This window comes from Kitasatospora paranensis (genome assembly GCF_039544005.1).
GTDB classification, from domain to species: Bacteria; Actinomycetota; Actinomycetes; order Streptomycetales; family Streptomycetaceae; genus Kitasatospora; species Kitasatospora paranensis.
Genome location: NZ_BAABKV010000001.1, coordinates 6,984,311 through 7,000,579, shown reverse-complemented (window position 1 = coordinate 7,000,579; position 16,269 = coordinate 6,984,311). Strand labels below are relative to the sequence as shown.

Genomic DNA, 16,269 nt, shown 5'->3' with positions numbered 1-16,269 from the left:
CACTGGATGTTGCCCGACGCGGATGTTCCTCGGCCCGTTGAAGTGTCAGCTTCAGCCAAGTTTTCTTGTCATGTCACCTTGAAGTCGCTCCCGTGCACCATGCTGCCGGACGGCGGCCCACCCGGACCGCCGTCCAGGCATCCGCCCGAGGAGACACCGTGACGCTCCGCCGTACGTTCGCTGTGGGACTGCTGGCCACGGCCGCCGCCCTGAACCCGGGTCAGCCCTCCGGTGCAACCGGCACCGGCGACCTGCCCTTCGGCTCCGCCACCACCGTCGGCATCCACAACACCTACGACCCGGCCGCCTTCCCGTTCCTCGCCCAGAGCCTGGACACCGGCACGGGCATGATCGAGCTCGATGTCTGGACCGACACCATCACCACCGAGTGGAAGGTGAGCCACTCCAACCCCCTCGGCAACTCCAACAACTGCACCGCTGCAACAAGCGCCTCCCAGCTGTACAGCGGCGGCACCAACAAGAACCTGGAGAACTGCTTCGACGACATCCGGGTCTGGCTCGGCGCCCACCCCGGCGCTGGCCCGCTCGTCGTCAAGCTCGAACTCAAGGGCGGCTTCGCCGCCAACCGCGGTATGGGCCCCGCCCAGCTCGACAGCCTGATCGCAGCACATCTCGGCAACACCGTCTTCCGCCCTGCCGATCTCCTTGCCAAGCCCGGCGGTGGTTCGTACTCCACCCTCGACGAGGCGGCCAGGGCCGGTAACTGGCCCAGCCGCGCGGCCCTGGCCGGACGGGTACTGATCGATGTCATTCCCGGCACCGTCGAGGAGGGCAACCCCTTCGACACCCTGCACACCGACGTCGAGTACGGCGGCTACCTGCGCAACCTCGCCGCGGCCGGGAAGGTCGGGCAGGCGCAGGTCTTCCCGGCGGTGCACGGAGCCGCCTCCGGAGACCCGCGCACCGGCTACACCGACGCCGGGATCCGGCCCTGGTTCGTGGTCTTCGACGGCGACGCCTCGGCCTACGTCGGCGGCATAGACACCTCCTGGTACGACAGCCGCCACTATCTGCTGGTGATGACGGACGCCCAGAACGTCGCCCCCGCGATCAGCGCCACCGATCCCACCGCCAACGAGGCACGGGCCCGCGCCACCCAGCTTGCGGCGGCGCACGCCAGCATCGTCTCCAGCGACTGGCGCCACCTGCCCGAGGTGCAGGCCCTGGTACTGCCCCGCGGCTGACCCGCATTCTCCGGTGCCCAGCCGGCCGGCGAGCGGCCCCGGTGACCGGTCACCAGGAATTTTTGGCCGGTCACCGGCCTGGGGAAAATGCGCTCCCTGGCCAGGGTGCTGTCGGCTACGGTGCAGTCCGTGATGGAAGCCGATGATGTCCTCTCCGTTGTCGATCTGCTGCGGCGGGCGGGGACTGACTTCTGGGTCGGCGGCGGTTGGGGCATTGACACCCTCATTGGCCGACAGAGCCGGGATCACCGGGATCTCGACCTCATGCACCGCCTGGAGCAGGAGCCTGCCGTGTTGGCAGCCCTCGGCACCGCAGGTTTCGTGGAGACTTTGGACCAACGCCCGGTCCGCTTCGTTCTCACTGACTCGACCGGACGGGCAATCGACCTCCATCCCCTGGTGTTCGCAGAGGACGGTTCGGCCCTACAGTCCTCGTTCGATACCGCTTCCCCTTTCCACTACCCGTCCTCGTCCTTCGTCACCGGCAACCTCGGCGGCACGGTCGTGCCGTGTCTGTCGGCCGAACAGCAGGTCTACTTCCACCAGGGCTATGAACCGACGGATCGTGACCTTGCGGACATGGCCCAGATCCGGATGGCCTTCGGAATCGCCACGCACTTCTGATCCGGCTCGTCGTACCTGATGAATTCGACTGCGCCCTGCCGCACGCGGAGATGGGCGCATCACCGCTGAGGATGGCCCTGCTCCGCGGTAGCCTCGGACCACTCGTCAGCGATCGTCGTAGGGTGCCTCCTCTCCCCTGCAATATCGGATCGCCCGGAGCTCCACTCGCCGTGAGCAGCCACGATCCCGTCGCTCTCTGCCCGGCTCGCGGCAGCCGCACGGACCAGTGACTCGAAGCGGCGCAGCGATCGCCGACCGAGCCGCCGAGTGAGTGGCCGGATCACTGTGCCGAGCGGTCCTGCGGCCGGCACCCGAAACGCGCCCAGGAAGGCGAAGCGTGTGCCGTCCGGCTCCTCCGTAGCCGCCATGCCGCCGAGCAGGAAGCGGCTCTGCATCAGGCACCACCCGGGTCGCAACTCGATGTCGAATCTGGCCCGCAGACGTGTGTGGCCCACCACTATGGCCTCGTCGCCCTGCTGCGACAGCTGGACCGAATGAATGTCGGGCAGCCAGCGCGGCATCGCTCCGGCCAGGTCAGCGGCCACTGCCCAGACCTCCTCCAGCGGGGAGTCCAGGACAGTCTCGTGCACCGCCGCGCCGGGGACGGTGGCAGCCAGTACCCGGAGGGCGCGGACGTCGTCGAACTCGGCGACAGGCCAGCCGCCGGGCTGCAGAATGTCATCAGAATTCATGCCTGCCACGCCTTTCGGAATCCGAGCCGGGCCCGGGAGAGCCGGGATTTCACCGTGCCTGCGGCAACACCGAGCAGCTCCGCAGTCTGCCGTTCGTCGAGTCCTTCCACGTCTCGCAGCACCAGGACCGCCCGATGCTCGGGCGAGAGGCGGGCGAGCACGTCGCGAATGTCCGCGGCCAGTTGCGGATCGCCCGGAGCCGGCACTTCGGCGAGTTCCGCAGGCTCGCTCCGCGCATTGCGCCGCACATGTCTTATGGCCTCACGCACGGCGATCGCTCGCACCCACCCGAAGAGCGCGGATGGGTCCTGGAGTTGGGGCAGCTTGCGGAAGACCGTGATCAGCGCCTCCTGCGCGGCGTCAGCGCCGTCGTCCAGCGCAATGGGCCCGCACAGTCGGCGCACGTAGGGGGTGATCAGCTCCAGCAGGCGGCCGAGCGCAAGCCGGTCGCCGCGCTGGGCGGCCAGCACCAGCTCCGCGGTACGAGCGGGCGATGTGTCCAGGGTGTCCACGGCGGTCTCCTTCCGGTCGCCAAGAAGAGTCGGCGGCGGGCCGAAAGGTTCCCTGCCATTTCGGCGAACATCACGGGGGAACGGATCGCCCGGACCGGTGCTCCTTCAGGTGTCGGACCGTCACATCGTGGAGGAGTGAACGCTCGTGGAAGCCATCGTCGTAGGCGACATGAGGCGGCGGCGCAGTACCGTCGCCACCGCCCTGGCCGGCGTTCTCGCCGTGGACGCGCTCTGCCACCTGTACTGGACGACCGGCGCCACGTGGCCCGCTGCGGACACCACCGCCCTGTCCCAGGCGGTGCTGAACGCGGACGTGCCCTTCACGCCGCCCGTTCTGCTCCCCCTGGTGGGTCTGCTGGGCGGGGCCTCGGTGCTGGTGCTGGCGCGCGGCAAGGTGGTCCGGCTGCCGCTTCCCGCGGAGGTGCCACGCTGGGCGACGCGAGCGGTCGCAGCCGGGTTGAGCGTACGGGCGGCGGCGGGTCTGGTCTGGGCGAGTGGCTCCGGCACCCCGCCCGACCCGGCCTTCCACCTGCTCAACATCGCCCTCTACACGCCGGTCTGCCTGGTCGGCGCGGCAGCTGCCTGGTGGCTTGCCCATGACTGACCGGAAACACGCGGCGCCTGCCCAGCCGGAATCACTGCCGCTGGCAGGACGGGCACCAGAAGAGGTTCCGCCCAGCATGGGACTCGGTGCGTACGGGGGTCCGACAAACCAGGCAGGGCATGTTCGAACGCCGGTAGACGTACACCTCGCCGCCATGGTCATCCACCCGTGGCGGACGACCCATCGCCTCGGGGGTGTGCTCGGGGCGGACGGTGTCGATCCGTCCCGCTCCAGCACCGTCGTACATCAGGGCCACCAAGTCCGCCCAGATCGCGTCCCACTCGACGCGCCAGAGATTCCGGCCCAGGCGGTGCGGGCTGATCCCGAGTCTGAACAGCACTTCGGCGCGGTAGACGTTGCCAACGCCGGCCAGCACCTTCTGGTCCATCAGCAGCGCCGCAATGGTGATGGAACTGCGCGAGATCCGCCGCCAGGCCGCCTCGGGGTCGGCATCGGCCCGCAGCGGATCCGGGCCGAGCCGGGCGTGCACGGACTTCTTCTCGCCAGGTCCGATGAGCTCACACGTGTTGGGGCCACGTAGATCCGCATACCCGTCGTCATTGGCCATCCGGAGCCGGACGAGGCCTACCGGGTCCGGAGCCTGGCCGGTGCCGAAGGTGAAGCCGCCGTACAGGCCGAGGTGGATGTGCACCCAGTCATCGCCGAAGCCCAGGAAGAGGTGCTTGCCGTGGGCCTCAGCCTCGTCCAATGCGCGGCCGTCGAGCAACACAGCGCCTTCGGCGAACCGGCCCTGCGGGCTGGAGACCCGGACGGGACGGTCAGCGAAGGCACGATGGTTCTCGCCGGCAAGGCGGTGAATGATGTGACCCTCGGGCACGGGCGTCAGCTCCTCGGCAGGTCCGTTGCGGCCCGTCCATCATCCCAGTGCGCAGTGACACCCGTGGCGCCGGGCCGATTCCGCTCATAGTGACGGGCCACCCGCGCACGATTGCTACACGACGGCTTGCAATACTCCTGCCGGCCGTGCGCCTTCACGAAGTACCGGACGCATCTCGGCGCGGTACAGGCGCGAAGCTGGACGCGGTAGGGGCCGGCCAGGAATTCGGCCGTGGCACGGGCCAGCGCGGCAAGGATCCGGGTGAGCTCGCCGGGATCCGGCCCGAGGAGCTGCAGGCCCGGGTCCTCACCCGCCGCCCAGTCGAGGTGCAGGGCGACCGGATGTGCCGTGGCGGCCCGGTTGAGTCGGTCCAGCGCCTGGTCATCCGGGAGCAGCCGATGGGCGTCGGCCGGGCTGGCCGGGCCCGGCCGGACGGCACGGGCGAGGAGTGCGCGCACAGCCGCGCGCAGCGCACGCACCTCCGCGAGAGCGCCAGCGTCCGCAATGTATCCGCGGACGGCGAGCTCCTCGGCATGATCCCGAATCCACTCGGTCAACTGCTGCGAGGTCGTCAGATCATCCGCCACACCGCCGTGCCCGTCATGGCGAACCGTGCCGGCGAACTCCAAGGCCAGGAACTCCATCATGCCGCTCCGCCTACTCCTTGCCCCAACGTGTTCCAGTCCATCCCGCTTCCAATCCGTGCCGCTTCCAGCTCATGCCGTCCGCGGCTGCGTGCCCAGCCACCGCACACACCCCGCCGCCGACCAGACGAACGACGACCTGGCAGACATCTCCCAACGGCGCCACTGAGCTGCGGTGCCCCGAATCATCGGCCTTCGTACCTGCCGACCTCCGACCGCCAACGCCGACAAGGCCCTTGATCACCCGGCGTCGGACAGTCTACCGTTCTAACGTCAAAACCGGTTACATCCATTAGGAGACCTTCGTCATGCCCCTGCTCGCCCAGATCAGTGATCTCCACCTCGACGGCACCCGGCGTACCGCGGAACGCGCCGCGCGCGTCATGGCCTACCTGGAGTCACTCACCACCCCGGTCGACGCCCTGCTGGTCACCGGTGACATCGCCGACCATGGTGAGATCGCCGAGTACGAGGAAGCCGCCCGACTCCTGGCAGCTCCCTTCCCCGTTCTGACCTGCCCCGGCAACCACGACGTCAGGGCCACCTACCGCAAGGCGCTGCTCGGTGAGGAGCCCGCCGACGGACCGGTCAACCGGCTGCACCTGCTCGACGGGCTCGCTGTCCTGATGTGCGACTCGACCATTCCCGGGCACGACGAGGGCCTGCTCGACGACGAGACCCTGGGATGGATCGACGCGAACCTGAAGGCCCTGCCCACGGGCACCTCAGCACTGATCGCCTTCCATCAGCCGCCGGTCGCCGTGCACCATCCCCTGCCCGATGCCAGCCGCCTGCAGCAGCCCGATGCCCTCACCGTCCTGCTGGGCGACCATCCCGAGGTGATCGCTGTCCTCACCGGGCACGCACACACCGCCGGCGCCTCCGTCTTCGCCGGGCGCCCGCTGATCATCTCTCCGGCCACCACCTGGACTCTCCAGCTGCCCTGGCAGGGGCCGGAGCTGATCGACCGCACTCAGCCGCCCGGCCTCGCCTTCCACGTGGTCGACGGCACGGCGATCACCACCCACTTCCGTGTGGTTCCGTGATCGGGGGACAGTCGCGCAGGAAGCTGCGGAGGCAGCAGGAAGCATCGCGCACGACAGCGTCGGTGCTGTGGCCGGTTTCCTGATCGCGGTCCTCCCGCTGATCGCCACCCCTGGCGCCAGCCTGGCCCTGCTGGTCCGTCACGTCTCCGCGGGTGGGCGGCGCCGTGCGGCAGGCGTGGTTCTGGGCACGGTGAGCGGGCTCGCCGTGCACGCCACGCTCGCCATGGCCGGGCTCTCGGCGGTCGTCATGCATTCGGCCCAGGCGTTCACCGCCGTGAGACTGGCGGGTGCGCTGTACCTCGTCGGCCTGGGCCTGTGGTGCCTCAGGTCCGGGCGGAGCAGGACGGCATCAGGCAAGACCGCACCAGGCAGGACCGCGACCGCATCAGGCAAGACCGCACCAGGCAGGACCGCGACCGCATCAGGCAGGAGCGAATCGGGCGGCACCACATCAGCCTGGACGGCGTCACGGGGCATCGCCTCAGCCCAGAGTTCCCCTGCCAGGTTCCGGTGGGGCGGGCGCAGTGCCTACGTTCAGGCCCTGCTCGGCAACGTCCTGAACCCCAAGGCGGCCTCGATCTACCTGACGCTCCTTCCGCAATTCGTCGATCCGCATCGCACGGTCGTCCCGCAGATCGCCGTCCTGGCCTGTGCCCATGCGCTGCTGGTCAGCGGCTGGCTGATCGGTTGGACCATGCTCCTCGGCCCGGCGGCCCGCGCACTGCGAGCCACCCGCATGCGCACCGCTCTCCAACGGTTCACGGGCCTGATACTCGTCGGCCTCGGTCTACGCGCCGCGGCCGCCTGAAGCACCTGAAGCACCTGCCGACCCCGCAGCGCCCGAGGCCCACCCGGGCCTCCGTCCTCGCCCGCCCGTGGGCTCGGCGGCCCACCCGTGCACTCGTCCACGGACACCCACTGCCCCGCACCCATTGGCTCTCACCCACGTCCCTGCACCCACGCACCCGTCACCTGCTACGGGTCACTGCCGCCCCATCAGCCTGGAGACGATGGCGTGGTCGAGGGCCGCGGCAGTCGCGGCGACGTCCAGCTGCGAGTTGTCGATGATCGGGAGGCCGGAGGTCCGCCAGCCCGCCATCCGCCCGTGAATGCGGGCGACCTCCTCATCGCTGAGGCGTCGATTGCCCTGACGGCGGGCGTTGCGCGCAAGGACGGAGTCGAGCCCGGGAAGCAGCACCACAGGGATCATGCCCGGTCCGATGTGGCGCTTCCAGCCGCCGAGGCCGATCGCAGGACGGTCGGGGAAGACGGCGTCGTCGATGATGCAGGATATGCCGTTGGCGAGGTAGTTGCGGCAGGCGAATCCGCAGGTCCGGCGGGCCAGCCGGTACTGCGCTTCGGACGCGTTGTTCCAGCCGGACTGCGGGTTGGCGAAACCGGACTGCACCCACTCGCGGACATCGTCGAGGCTGATGTGCGCGGTCGGCGTCTGCCGCCGCTCCGCCCAATGGCGGGCCACGGTGGTCTTTCCCGCGCCGGCAGGTCCGATCAACAGGACGGCTATCGGTCCGGTGGGCAGATGCTGCTGCGGGGGTGCGTCGGTAGTTGCACCGGTGCTCCCGCCGGAAGGACGAAGTGTCCGGTGGCGCCGGGTGGCACGGCCATGGCGGGCGCCGGCTGTGCTCGCCGGGCCGGCTGCTGCGGGTAGGGGGCATGGCACCCGGCGAAGGGGCACCCGACGCCGGCACACCCTGCGAGGAACCTCCCGACGCCGGGACTCCAGACATGGGGACTCCGGCCCCGGGCACGCCCGCCGCAGGGACTCCGGACGCCGGGACTGCCGAGGACGGAGCGGCCGGGGGCCGGGGCGCGGCGGGTTGCGGCATCCCTGCGGGCCGGGCCGGGTACGGCGGTGCGGTAGGTCGCGGCGGCATCGCCGCTCCCCCGGTGTACTGCGACATCGTCACCTCCCGAGCGGGACACTACACGGCGGCCCGGTGGCGGGCACAGTCCGCCACCGGGCCGAAGTGATCATGCGTCACGCACGGACGCCCATGTCAGCGCGTGGTGAGCTGCTCCGCGAGGGCGCGCAGCGCCAGTTCGTAGGAGCCGATGCCGAACCCGGCGATCGTCCCGGAGGCGATCGCGGCGATCACCGAGTTGTGGCGAAACGTCTCGCGGGCGTACGGGTTGGAGATGTGCACCTCGATCAGAGGGGCGGTCCGTTGGGCCGCAGCGTCCCGCATCGCGTACGAATAGTGCGTGAAGGCGCCCGGGTTGAGGACGATCGGCGTCTTCTCGTCGGCCGCCGCGTGCAGCCACTCGACCATCTGGAGTTCGGAGTTGGTCTCCCGGACTTCCACGGCGAGGCCGAGCTCGGCGCCCAGGGCGGTGCACCGCTCGACCAGGCCGGTGTAGGAGGTGGCCCCGTAGACGTCCGGCTCTCGGCTGCCGAGGCGGCCGAGGTTGGGGCCGTTCAGGACGAGCACCCGGGTGGTCATCCGGACACCTCCGCGTAGGCGGCCACCAGCAGGGACGGGTCCGGGCCCTCCAGGATGGAGGTCTTGGCGAGGCCGTCCAGCACGACGAAGCGCAGCAGGTCACCGCGGGACTTCTTGTCGATCTTCATCGCGTCGAGCAGCTTCGGCCAGGCGTCGGCCCGGTAGGTCAGCGGCAGGCCGACCGAGGCGAGCACCGCGCGGTGGCGGTCGGCCGTCGCGTCGTCCAACCGCCCCGCGAGCCGGCCGAGTTCCGCGGCGAACACCATGCCGATCGAGATCGCCGCGCCGTGGCGCCACTTGTAGCGCTCGTTGCGCTCGATGGCGTGGCCGAGGGTGTGCCCGTAGTTGAGGATCTCGCGGCGGCCGGCCTCCTTGAGGTCACCGGAGACGACGTCGGCCTTGACCTGGATCGCCCGCTGGATCAGTTCGACGGTGTGCGGGCCGGCCGGGGTGGTGGCGCCCTGCGGATCGGCCTCGACCAGGTCGAGGATGACCGGGTCGGCGATGAAGCCGGCCTTGATCACCTCGGCGAGGCCGGACACGTAGTCGTGCTTGGGCAGAGTCTCCAGGGTGGCAAGGTCGGCGAGCACGCCGGCCGGCGGGTGGAAGGCGCCGACCATGTTCTTGCCCTCGGCGATGTTGATGCCGGTCTTGCCGCCGACGGCCGCGTCGACCATGCCCAGCAGCGTGGTCGGCATCGAGATCCAGCGCACCCCGCGCAGCCAGGTGGCGGCAACGAAACCGGCCAGGTCGGTGGCGGCGCCGCCGCCGAGGCCGACGATGACATCGCTGCGGGTGAAGCCGGTCTGTCCGAGCACGGACCAGCAGTAGGCGGCGACCTCGGCGCTCTTCGCCTCCTCCGCGTTGGGCACCTGGAGGGCGATCGCCTCGTACCCCTCGGCGGCGAGGTCCTCGCGGACGGCGTCGCCGGTGGCGGCCAGCGCCTCGGGGTGGATGATCGCGACCCGCTTGGCCCTGCTGCCGATGAGCGGCGCGAGTTCGCCGAGCAGCTGGTGCCCGACCAGCACGTCGTACGGGTCGTGGCCGGCGCTGCCGCCGACGTGGATGGTGACGGTGTCGGTGGTCATGCCTGCTTCAGCTCCAGTGCTTCCAGTACGGCGTCCGCGACCTGCTCCGGGGTGCGGCCCTGGGTGTCGACCACGGCGTTGGCGACCTCCAGGTAGAGGGGCCGGCGGGCGTCCATGAGCTCACGCCAGCGCGCCCGCGGGTTGACCGCGAGGAGCGGCCGGGGGCGTCCAGGCCGACCCGCTTCACGGCGTCGGCGAGCGGGACCTCCAGGAACACCACCGGCAGGGGTGCCAGCGCCTCCCGGGTGGCGCCCGCCATGACGGCGCCGCCGCCGAGGGCCAGCACACCGGTGTGCTCCTCGGCGGCCGCGCGGACGGCCCGCACCTCCAGGTCGCGGAAGTGCGGCTCGCCCTCGTCGATGAAGATCTCCGGGATCGGCTTGCCGGCCAGTTCCTCGATGTCGGCGTCGGTGTCCCGGAAGGCCACGCCGAGCCGCTCGGCGACCAGCCGGCCGACCGTGGACTTGCCGGACCCGGGCGGCCCGACCAGCACGACGACCGGTGCGGTCATCGGACGATCAGGTGGTCGAGGTACGACTGCACGTTGCGGCGGGTCTCGGAGACGTTGTCGCCGCCGAACTTCTCCGCCACCGCGTCCGCCAGCACCAGCGCGACCATCGCCTCGGCGACGATGCCGGCGGCCGGCACGGCGCAGACGTCGGACCGCTGGTGATGCGCCTTGGCCGGCTCGCCGGTGCGCACGTCCAGGGTCTGCAGGGCGCGCGGCACGGTCGCGATCGGCTTCATCGCGGCCCGCACCCGCAGCAGCTCACCGGTGGACAGGCCGCCCTCGGTGCCGCCGGAGCGGCCGGAGGTGCGCTTCACGCCGTCGGCGGTCGGCACGATCTCGTCGTGGGCCTGCGAACCCGGCACCCGGGCCAGTTCGAAGCCGTCCCCGACCTCGACGCCCTTGATCGCCTGGATGCCCATCAGCGCCGCCGCGAGGCGGGCGTCCAGGCGGCGGTCCCAGTGCACGTGGGAGCCGAGGCCGACGGGCACGCCGTACGCGAGCACCTCGACCACGCCGCCGAGCGTGTCGCCGTCCTTGTGGGCCTGGTCGATCTCGGCGATCATCCGCTTGGAGGCGTCCGCGTCCAGGCAGCGCACCGGGTCCTCGTCGAGGCGGGCCTCGTCGGCGGGCACGGGGTACACGCCGAGCGGGGCCTTGGCCGCGCCGAGCTCGATGACGTGCGAGACCAGCTCGATGCCGCAGGTCGCCTTCAGGTACGAGCGGGCGACGGTGCCGATCGCGACCCGGGCGGCCGTCTCACGGGCGGAGGCGCGCTCCAGGATCGGCCGGGCCTCGTCCAGCGAGTACTTCTGCATGCCGGCCAGGTCCGCGTGACCGGGGCGGGGGCGCGTCAGCGGCTCGTTGCGGCCCAGCCCGGCGAGGATCTCCGGGTCGACCGGGTCGGCCGACATGACCTGTTCCCACTTGGGCCACTCGGTGTTGCCGACCATGACCGCGATCGGCGAGCCGAGGGACAGCCCGTGCCGGACACCGCCGAGGAAGGTCACCTCGTCCTGCTCGAACTTCATCCGGGCACCACGGCCGTAACCGAGGCGGCGGCGGGCCAGCGCGTCGGCCACCATCGCGGTGGTGACCGGCACACCGGCCGGCAGGCCCTCCAGCGTCGCGACCAGTGCGGGGCCGTGGGACTCCCCGCCGTCAGCCAGCGCAACCTACCCAACGGAGCTCCTTCGTCAGCGGCCGGTCCGCGCGGCACGGACCGTCCGGGGCATTCGTCCGGCGGGCCCGCCGCGGACCATCGGCCCCGGCACCCGCACTCTGACCCCGATCCTTTCATGCCGCGCGACGCTTCCGGAGCGTGGTCCGCGTGGCGGACACCTGCATGGACACTCACAGGTTTACCGCGCGGGGCCGTGGGTAGCCTGCTCAGCCGGCCGCGAGCGCTGCCTCTCCGGCCGCGCGCATCGCCGCCAGCGGGCCCCGCTCGACCCCGGTGAACGCCTCGAACTGCAGCACCGCCTGGTGCACCAGCAGGTCCAGCCCACCCAGCACCACCGCTCCGCGGGCGGCACAGGCGGCGGCCAGCGCGGTCGGCCACGGGTGGTAGAGCACGTCGAACAGCGCCCCCGGCTCGGCGGGCAGCCCCGTGGCGAAGCCGTCGGTGGCGCCGACCGGCGTGGTGGAGATCGTCAGCCGGCTCTCCAACGCCTCGGCGCCGCGCTCCCAGGCCCCGGTGCGCAGCTGCAGGCCGAGACGTTCGGCCAGGGCCTTCATCTCGGCCGCCCGCTCGGGGCTGCGGACGTACACGGTCACCTCACCGGTGCACACCTGGGCGAGGGCCGCCAGCGCCGACGAGGCGGTGGCGCCCGCCCCCAGCACCGCTGCTGTCTCGACCTTCTCGATCCCCCGTTCGCGCAGGGCGTTGACCAGCCCGGGGATGTCGGTGTTGTCGCCGCTGCGGTGCCCGTCGGGCCGGAAGACCACCGTGTTCACCGCGTCCACCGACAGCGCGGTGTCGCTGATCTCGTCGAGCATCGGCCGGATCGCCCGCTTCAGCGGCATGGTGAGCGAAAGCCCGGACCACTCGGCGGGATCGATCCTTTCGATGAACCCGGCGAGCCCGGCCTCGTCCACCTCGTGCCGCTCGTACCGGCGCTCGTCCATGCCGAGCGCGGCGTACCCGGCCCGGTGCAGGGCCGGGGAGAGCGAGTGCGCGATCGGCGAACCGAGCACGGCCGCGCGGTGTTGTGTCGTCATGTCGGTCCCACCGTCGAAGTCGCGGATCCCATCAGCGCCACCGGCTCGGGCACGGCCTTCCCCGCCCCGGCCGGCCGGCGCCGGTGCCCGCATCGTACGCAGCCGGGCCGCGACCCCGCCGCTCCTGTCCGGACTCCGGTCGACCCTCGACGGCCTCGACCCTCGACGGCCTCGACCACCGACGACTGCGGCCCCCGACGGCTGCGACCGCAGACGGCTGCGACCGCCCAAACCGGCAGGCCGCCCGAGAGCCGGGCCGGAGCCGGAGCCGGACAGCGGGGAGTGGGCAGGCAGCCGAGCCGCCTGCCCACCCGCCAGCATGACCGGCCTACACGCAGGTGACGGTCGCCGTGTCGAACTTGAGCCCGCGCGAGACGCACCACTCCTGGGTGTTCTTCGCGTGCTCGGCGCCGGTCGCGGCGAACCGGGTCTCCGTCGGGGAGAAGGCGAGCCAGTACACCCAGTCGCCCGGCGGCGGGTTCAGCACGGCCTGGATGGCCTCGTCGCCCGGGTTGGAGATGGGCGTGGGCGGCAGCCCCTTGTTCACGTACGTGTTGTACGGGCTCTTGTCCCCTGCCCGTTCGGCGGCCGTGAAGTTGGCGCGGCCGAGCTTGTACTGGAGCGTGGTGTCGAGCTGGAGCTTGCCCTGGGTGACCTTGGTGTTCAGGCGGTTGTACATCGCCCGGGCCATCTTGCCGAAGTCCTCGGAGTTGTTGCCCTCGGCCTGCAGGATGCTCGCCTCGATGAGCACCTCGTAGCCGCTCTTCAGACCGATCTTCTGGGCGCCCTGGTCGAGGTTGAGGTCCCCGTACCGCTTGACCGCGTTCGCGACCATCTGCTTGAGCAGGTCCTCGGGCTTCATCCCCTGGCCGACCGAGTAGCGGGTCGGGTAGAGGAAGCCCTCCAGGTTGCCCTGCGCGTACGCGGGCAGGCCGAACGAGTTGACCTGCGTCTTGGCGACGTTCGCGGTGGTGCCCTTCGGCAGCTTCAGCTTGGCGTCGATCCGGTCGTAGATGTCGACCGCCTTCAGGCCCTCGGGCAGGATCAGCGAGTTGCCGTTCGCCGAGTCGACCAGGAAGCTGACGGCCTCCGAGGCGGCCATCTGGCGGGCCATGGTGTAGAAGCCGGGCTGGATGCCACCGGACTTGGGGTTCTTGCCCTCGGCCGCGACGAACGCCTTGATGCTCTTGACCACACCCGCATCGAGCAGGGTCTTGCCGATCTCGCTGCCGGTGGCGCCGTCCTTGATCTGGATGTGCACCGAGCCCGCGCCCTTGCCGGTGTAGTCCGGCGGCGGACCGAAGTGGTCCTGGTAGAAGCCGTAGCCCCACCATCCGGCGCCGCCGGTGGCGCCGAGCAGAACGAGCGCCACCACCAGGCAGGCGCCGCGGTTGCGGCGGCCGGCCTTCTTGCCCTGTTCCTTGCGCTTGCGGTCGGCGTCGCGGGAGGTGTCCTCCTCGCCGAAGAACGAGTCGTGGTCGGCCTCGTCCGCGTAGTCGTCCTCGGCACCGTGCTCGGCCCACTCCTCGGGGTCGGCCTCGGTGCCGGCGTCCGGACCGGCCGGGTTGTCGAGCGCGGCCGCGGCGGCCTCCCAGTCGATGCCGTCCGGACCGGGCCCGGCCGGGTCGGCCCGGCGCGGCGACGGCACGGGGGCGCCCGGCTGCTGCCGCGGAACGCCCTGCACCGACGGCATCTGGCCGGTGGTCTGCTGCGGACCGCCCTGCGGCCCCGGCCGCCCCGGCTGCTGGCCCGCCTGCCGGCCCTGCTGCTGCGCGAACTGCTGCCCGCCGACCTGCTGCCCACCGGGCTGCTGGCCGCCGACCTGCTGCCCACCGGCCTGCGGGAACTGCTGCTGCTGGCCCTGCGCAGGAAGCCCTGCTGCGCCCCCGGCTGCTGGACCGTCTGCCACGAGCCGGTCTGCTGGGCCGCCTGCTGCTGCGGATACCCCTGCTGCCCGCCGTACTGCTGGCCGCCGCCCTGCTGCTGCCCGTACTGCTGCTGGGCCTGCTGCAGATACCCCTGCTGCTGCATCTGCTGCGGGGGCACCGGCCCCTGCATCCGCTGCTGCGGATACCCCTGCTGGCCGCCGCCCTGCTGCTGAACGAACTGCTGCTGCCCGTACTGCTGCTGGGTCTGCTGGGCCTGCTGGGCCTGCTGCGGATACCCCTGCTGCTGCATCTGCTGCTGCGGGTACCCCTGCTGGCCGCCGCCCTGCTGCTGAACGAACTGCTGCTGCCCGTACTGCTGTTGCTGCTGCTGCACGAACTGGCCCTGCGGCACCTGCCAGCCGCCCGTCTGATCGACCGGCTGCTGCTGAGCCTGCTGGACGTCGTACCCGGGGTCGCCCGGGTACCACGGCTGGTCTCCCTGGGGGCGGTAGCCCCCACCCAGATCAGTCATCGAGCCCCTTAAGCGTCCCGCCGCCATCGAACCGGCGTGCTACAGCGTCATTCGGAGGGAGACGTTACCGTACCGTACCGCGGACGAATCCCCGTATGCGCACCGTCAGTGACCGCCCGGGGAGGCCGAAGAACTCTGTTGCGCCTGGTACGCGTTGAATTCGGCGACGTTCTTCTGCTGCTGGTCGAAACTGTCCGTGAAGCGGGTGTCACCGGGACGCACGGTGACGAAGTACAGCCAGTCCCCTCGGCCGGGTCGGCGGCGGCCCGCAGGGCGTCCCGCCCGGGGTTGGCGATCGGCGTGGGCGGCAGCCCGGTGTGCAGATAGGTGTTGAACGGCGAGTCGAGCTGGGTGTCCGTGGTCGTGGTGGTCAGGGAGGAGCGGCCGAGCGCGTAGTTGATGGACGAGTCGAGCTGCAGCGGCATGTTCTTGGCCAGCCGGTTGTAGATCACCCGGGCGACCTTCGCCATGTCCTCCGGGTTGTCCGCCTCGCCCTCGACGAGGCTCGCCACGGTGAGGATTCCGTAGGGAGTCTGGGCGAGTGCCGTGGCGGCGCTCTCGAGACCGGCCGTCCGGTAGACGTCGCCGGACTCGGCGACCATCTGCTTGAGCAGGCCGAGCGGGGTCGTGTCGCCCGTCACCGGATAGGTCGACGGGAAGAGGTAGCCCTCCGGGTTGCCGTCGGCGTCGTCGGGCAGGCCGAGCTCGGCGCCGTGCTGCTGGGCGACGCTCTTGGTGGTGCCGGCCGGGAGCTTCAGCCGCTGGTCGACGGCGGTGTAGATCTGCTCGGCCCGGCGGCCCTCCGGGATGGTGAGCGCGTTGGCGTTGGCCGGGTCGAGCAGGACACCGAGGGCGGCGGCCACCGACATCCGCTTCCGGAGGGTGTAGGTGCCCGGCTGGATCCGGTTGCCCGCGGGGTGGTTGGCGGCGGCGTCGGTGAAGGCCTTGGTGCTGGCCACGACACCGCTGTCGACCAGGCTGCGGCCGATGGTGGTGAGGCTGGCACCCTGCGCCACGGAGACCTGGACACTGCCGGTGCCGCCACCCGCGTAGTCGGCGGCCGGCGGCTGCGGGGACGGCCAGAGCAGCAGCACGGCGATCAGCACCAGGCACGCGACCCCGGCGATGGCCGCCACGCTCAGACAGCAGGCCGCCCCGGTGCGGACCTTCCGCGGGTCGGGCGGCTCGACGGCGAACGGCTCGCCCGGCGGCCGTCCCTCGGGCTCCTCGGCGGGGGCGCCCAGGTGGCCGGGGGTCAGCCCCGGGGCCATGCCCGGTGCGGTGTACGGGTCGGTCACGGCGGCCCTCCGTCGGCGGTCTTCACCACCGGGTGGCGGCGGCGCGGTCAACGGCTGGGGTGCCCCGCGCGCACCGGGCCGGCCTGGTCCGTGGAAGACGGTCGGCCCGATCCGGGGAAACGCCCAAG

16 protein-coding genes and 2 pseudogenes are annotated in these 16,269 nt (G+C 71.3%); 6 read left to right on the top strand and 12 right to left on the bottom strand.

Annotated features, from left to right (window positions below; translation table 11 throughout):
- Positions 1-158 precede the first annotated feature (158 nt).
- Both ABEB13_RS33275 and ABEB13_RS33270 read left to right on the top strand, forming a co-directional pair.
- Complete coding sequence (locus ABEB13_RS33275) at positions 159-1,205, top strand: phosphatidylinositol-specific phospholipase C domain-containing protein (protein WP_345708437.1); 1,047 nt, start codon at positions 159-161, stop codon at positions 1,203-1,205.
- A 132-nt stretch (positions 1,206-1,337) separates the two neighbouring features.
- Positions 1,338-1,829 carry a nucleotidyltransferase domain-containing protein gene (locus tag ABEB13_RS33270; RefSeq protein ID WP_345709909.1) on the top strand — a complete coding sequence of 164 codons (492 nt, stop codon included), beginning with the start codon at positions 1,338-1,340 and terminating at the stop codon, positions 1,827-1,829.
- A gap of 59 nt (positions 1,830-1,888) precedes the next feature.
- Here the strand turns inward: ABEB13_RS33270 and ABEB13_RS33265 are convergent, their stop codons facing one another.
- Both ABEB13_RS33265 and ABEB13_RS33260 read right to left on the bottom strand, forming a co-directional pair.
- Entirely contained in the window at positions 1,889-2,521 is a 633-nt protein-coding gene (locus ABEB13_RS33265) for an SRPBCC family protein (protein WP_345708436.1), read from the bottom strand.
- A complete protein-coding gene (locus ABEB13_RS33260) occupies positions 2,518-3,033 on the bottom strand; it encodes an RNA polymerase sigma factor (protein ID WP_345708435.1) in 516 nt (171 codons plus the stop codon). Before ABEB13_RS33260 ends, ABEB13_RS33265 begins: the two co-directional genes overlap by 4 nt.
- A gap of 145 nt (positions 3,034-3,178) precedes the next feature.
- Here ABEB13_RS33260 and ABEB13_RS33255 point away from each other — a divergent pair, with 145 nt between their 5' ends.
- A complete protein-coding gene (locus ABEB13_RS33255; protein WP_345708434.1) occupies positions 3,179-3,637 on the top strand; it encodes a DUF3995 domain-containing protein in 459 nt (152 codons plus the stop codon).
- A gap of 31 nt (positions 3,638-3,668) precedes the next feature.
- Here ABEB13_RS33255 and ABEB13_RS33250 read toward each other — a convergent pair whose 3' ends face one another.
- Complete coding sequence (locus ABEB13_RS33250; RefSeq protein ID WP_345708433.1) at positions 3,669-4,475, bottom strand: Fpg/Nei family DNA glycosylase; 807 nt, start codon at positions 4,473-4,475, stop codon at positions 3,669-3,671.
- Between the two features lie 5 nt (positions 4,476-4,480).
- Positions 4,481-5,122: a CGNR zinc finger domain-containing protein gene (locus tag ABEB13_RS33245; protein WP_345708432.1), complete on the bottom strand. Its 642-nt coding sequence runs from the start codon at positions 5,120-5,122 to the stop codon at positions 4,481-4,483.
- A gap of 305 nt (positions 5,123-5,427) precedes the next feature.
- Between ABEB13_RS33245 and ABEB13_RS33240 the strand changes: the two genes are divergently transcribed.
- The gene (locus tag ABEB13_RS33240; RefSeq protein ID WP_345708431.1) at positions 5,428-6,165 is read left to right on the top strand and encodes a metallophosphoesterase; all 738 of its coding nucleotides are present in this window, start codon (positions 5,428-5,430) and stop codon (positions 6,163-6,165) included.
- Between the two features lie 67 nt (positions 6,166-6,232).
- Positions 6,233-6,973 carry a LysE family translocator gene (locus ABEB13_RS33235; protein WP_345708430.1) on the top strand — a complete coding sequence of 247 codons (741 nt, stop codon included), beginning with the start codon at positions 6,233-6,235 and terminating at the stop codon, positions 6,971-6,973.
- A 174-nt stretch (positions 6,974-7,147) separates the two neighbouring features.
- Here the strand turns inward: ABEB13_RS33235 and ABEB13_RS33230 are convergent, their stop codons facing one another.
- The 7 genes and pseudogenes from ABEB13_RS33230 to mltG (ABEB13_RS33200) all read right to left on the bottom strand — a co-directional run bounded on the left by ABEB13_RS33230 (position 7,148) and on the right by mltG (ABEB13_RS33200) (position 14,352).
- Positions 7,148-7,645 carry an ATP-binding protein gene (locus ABEB13_RS33230; RefSeq protein ID WP_380233347.1) on the bottom strand — a complete coding sequence of 166 codons (498 nt, stop codon included), beginning with the start codon at positions 7,643-7,645 and terminating at the stop codon, positions 7,148-7,150.
- A gap of 538 nt (positions 7,646-8,183) precedes the next feature.
- A complete protein-coding gene (aroQ, locus tag ABEB13_RS33225; protein WP_100887408.1) occupies positions 8,184-8,627 on the bottom strand; it encodes a type II 3-dehydroquinate dehydratase in 444 nt (147 codons plus the stop codon).
- Entirely contained in the window at positions 8,624-9,715 is a 1,092-nt protein-coding gene (gene aroB, locus ABEB13_RS33220) for a 3-dehydroquinate synthase (RefSeq protein WP_345708429.1), read from the bottom strand. The genes aroQ and aroB overlap by 4 nt, the downstream gene beginning before the upstream one ends.
- A pseudogene (locus tag ABEB13_RS33215) lies at positions 9,712-10,226 on the bottom strand (shikimate kinase). The gene aroB and the pseudogene ABEB13_RS33215 overlap by 4 nt, the downstream one beginning before the upstream one ends.
- Positions 10,223-11,406 (bottom strand): annotated as a pseudogene (gene aroC, locus ABEB13_RS33210) (chorismate synthase). Before aroC ends, ABEB13_RS33215 begins: the two co-directional pseudogenes overlap by 4 nt.
- Before the next feature lie 206 nt (positions 11,407-11,612).
- Complete coding sequence (locus ABEB13_RS33205) at positions 11,613-12,443, bottom strand: shikimate dehydrogenase (protein ID WP_345708428.1); 831 nt, start codon at positions 12,441-12,443, stop codon at positions 11,613-11,615.
- A 328-nt stretch (positions 12,444-12,771) separates the two neighbouring features.
- A complete protein-coding gene (mltG, locus tag ABEB13_RS33200; RefSeq protein ID WP_345708427.1) occupies positions 12,772-14,352 on the bottom strand; it encodes an endolytic transglycosylase MltG in 1,581 nt (526 codons plus the stop codon).
- Between the two features lie 338 nt (positions 14,353-14,690).
- Between mltG (ABEB13_RS33200) and ABEB13_RS33195 the strand changes: the two genes are divergently transcribed.
- Positions 14,691-14,855: a hypothetical protein gene (locus tag ABEB13_RS33195; protein WP_345708426.1), complete on the top strand. Its 165-nt coding sequence runs from the start codon at positions 14,691-14,693 to the stop codon at positions 14,853-14,855.
- Between the two features lie 35 nt (positions 14,856-14,890).
- Here ABEB13_RS33195 and mltG (ABEB13_RS33190) read toward each other — a convergent pair whose 3' ends face one another.
- Entirely contained in the window at positions 14,891-16,141 is a 1,251-nt protein-coding gene (mltG, locus tag ABEB13_RS33190; RefSeq protein WP_345708425.1) for an endolytic transglycosylase MltG, read from the bottom strand.
- Positions 16,142-16,269: the final 128 nt, after the last annotated feature.

Coding starts and splice junctions, on each gene's coding strand:
- ABEB13_RS33270 (WP_345709909.1), top strand. CDS start 1,338: ATGGAAGCCGATGATGTCCTCTCCGTTGTCGATCTGCTGCGGCGGGCG.
- ABEB13_RS33265 (WP_345708436.1), bottom strand. CDS start 2,521: ATGAATTCTGATGACATTCTGCAGCCCGGCGGCTGGCCTGTCGCCGAG.
- ABEB13_RS33245 (WP_345708432.1), bottom strand. CDS start 5,122: ATGATGGAGTTCCTGGCCTTGGAGTTCGCCGGCACGGTTCGCCATGAC.
- ABEB13_RS33240 (WP_345708431.1), top strand. CDS start 5,428: ATGCCCCTGCTCGCCCAGATCAGTGATCTCCACCTCGACGGCACCCGG.
- aroQ (WP_100887408.1), bottom strand. CDS start 8,627: ATGACCACCCGGGTGCTCGTCCTGAACGGCCCCAACCTCGGCCGCCTC.
- aroB (WP_345708429.1), bottom strand. CDS start 9,715: ATGACCACCGACACCGTCACCATCCACGTCGGCGGCAGCGCCGGCCAC.
- ABEB13_RS33205 (WP_345708428.1), bottom strand. CDS start 12,443: ATGACGACACAACACCGCGCGGCCGTGCTCGGTTCGCCGATCGCGCAC.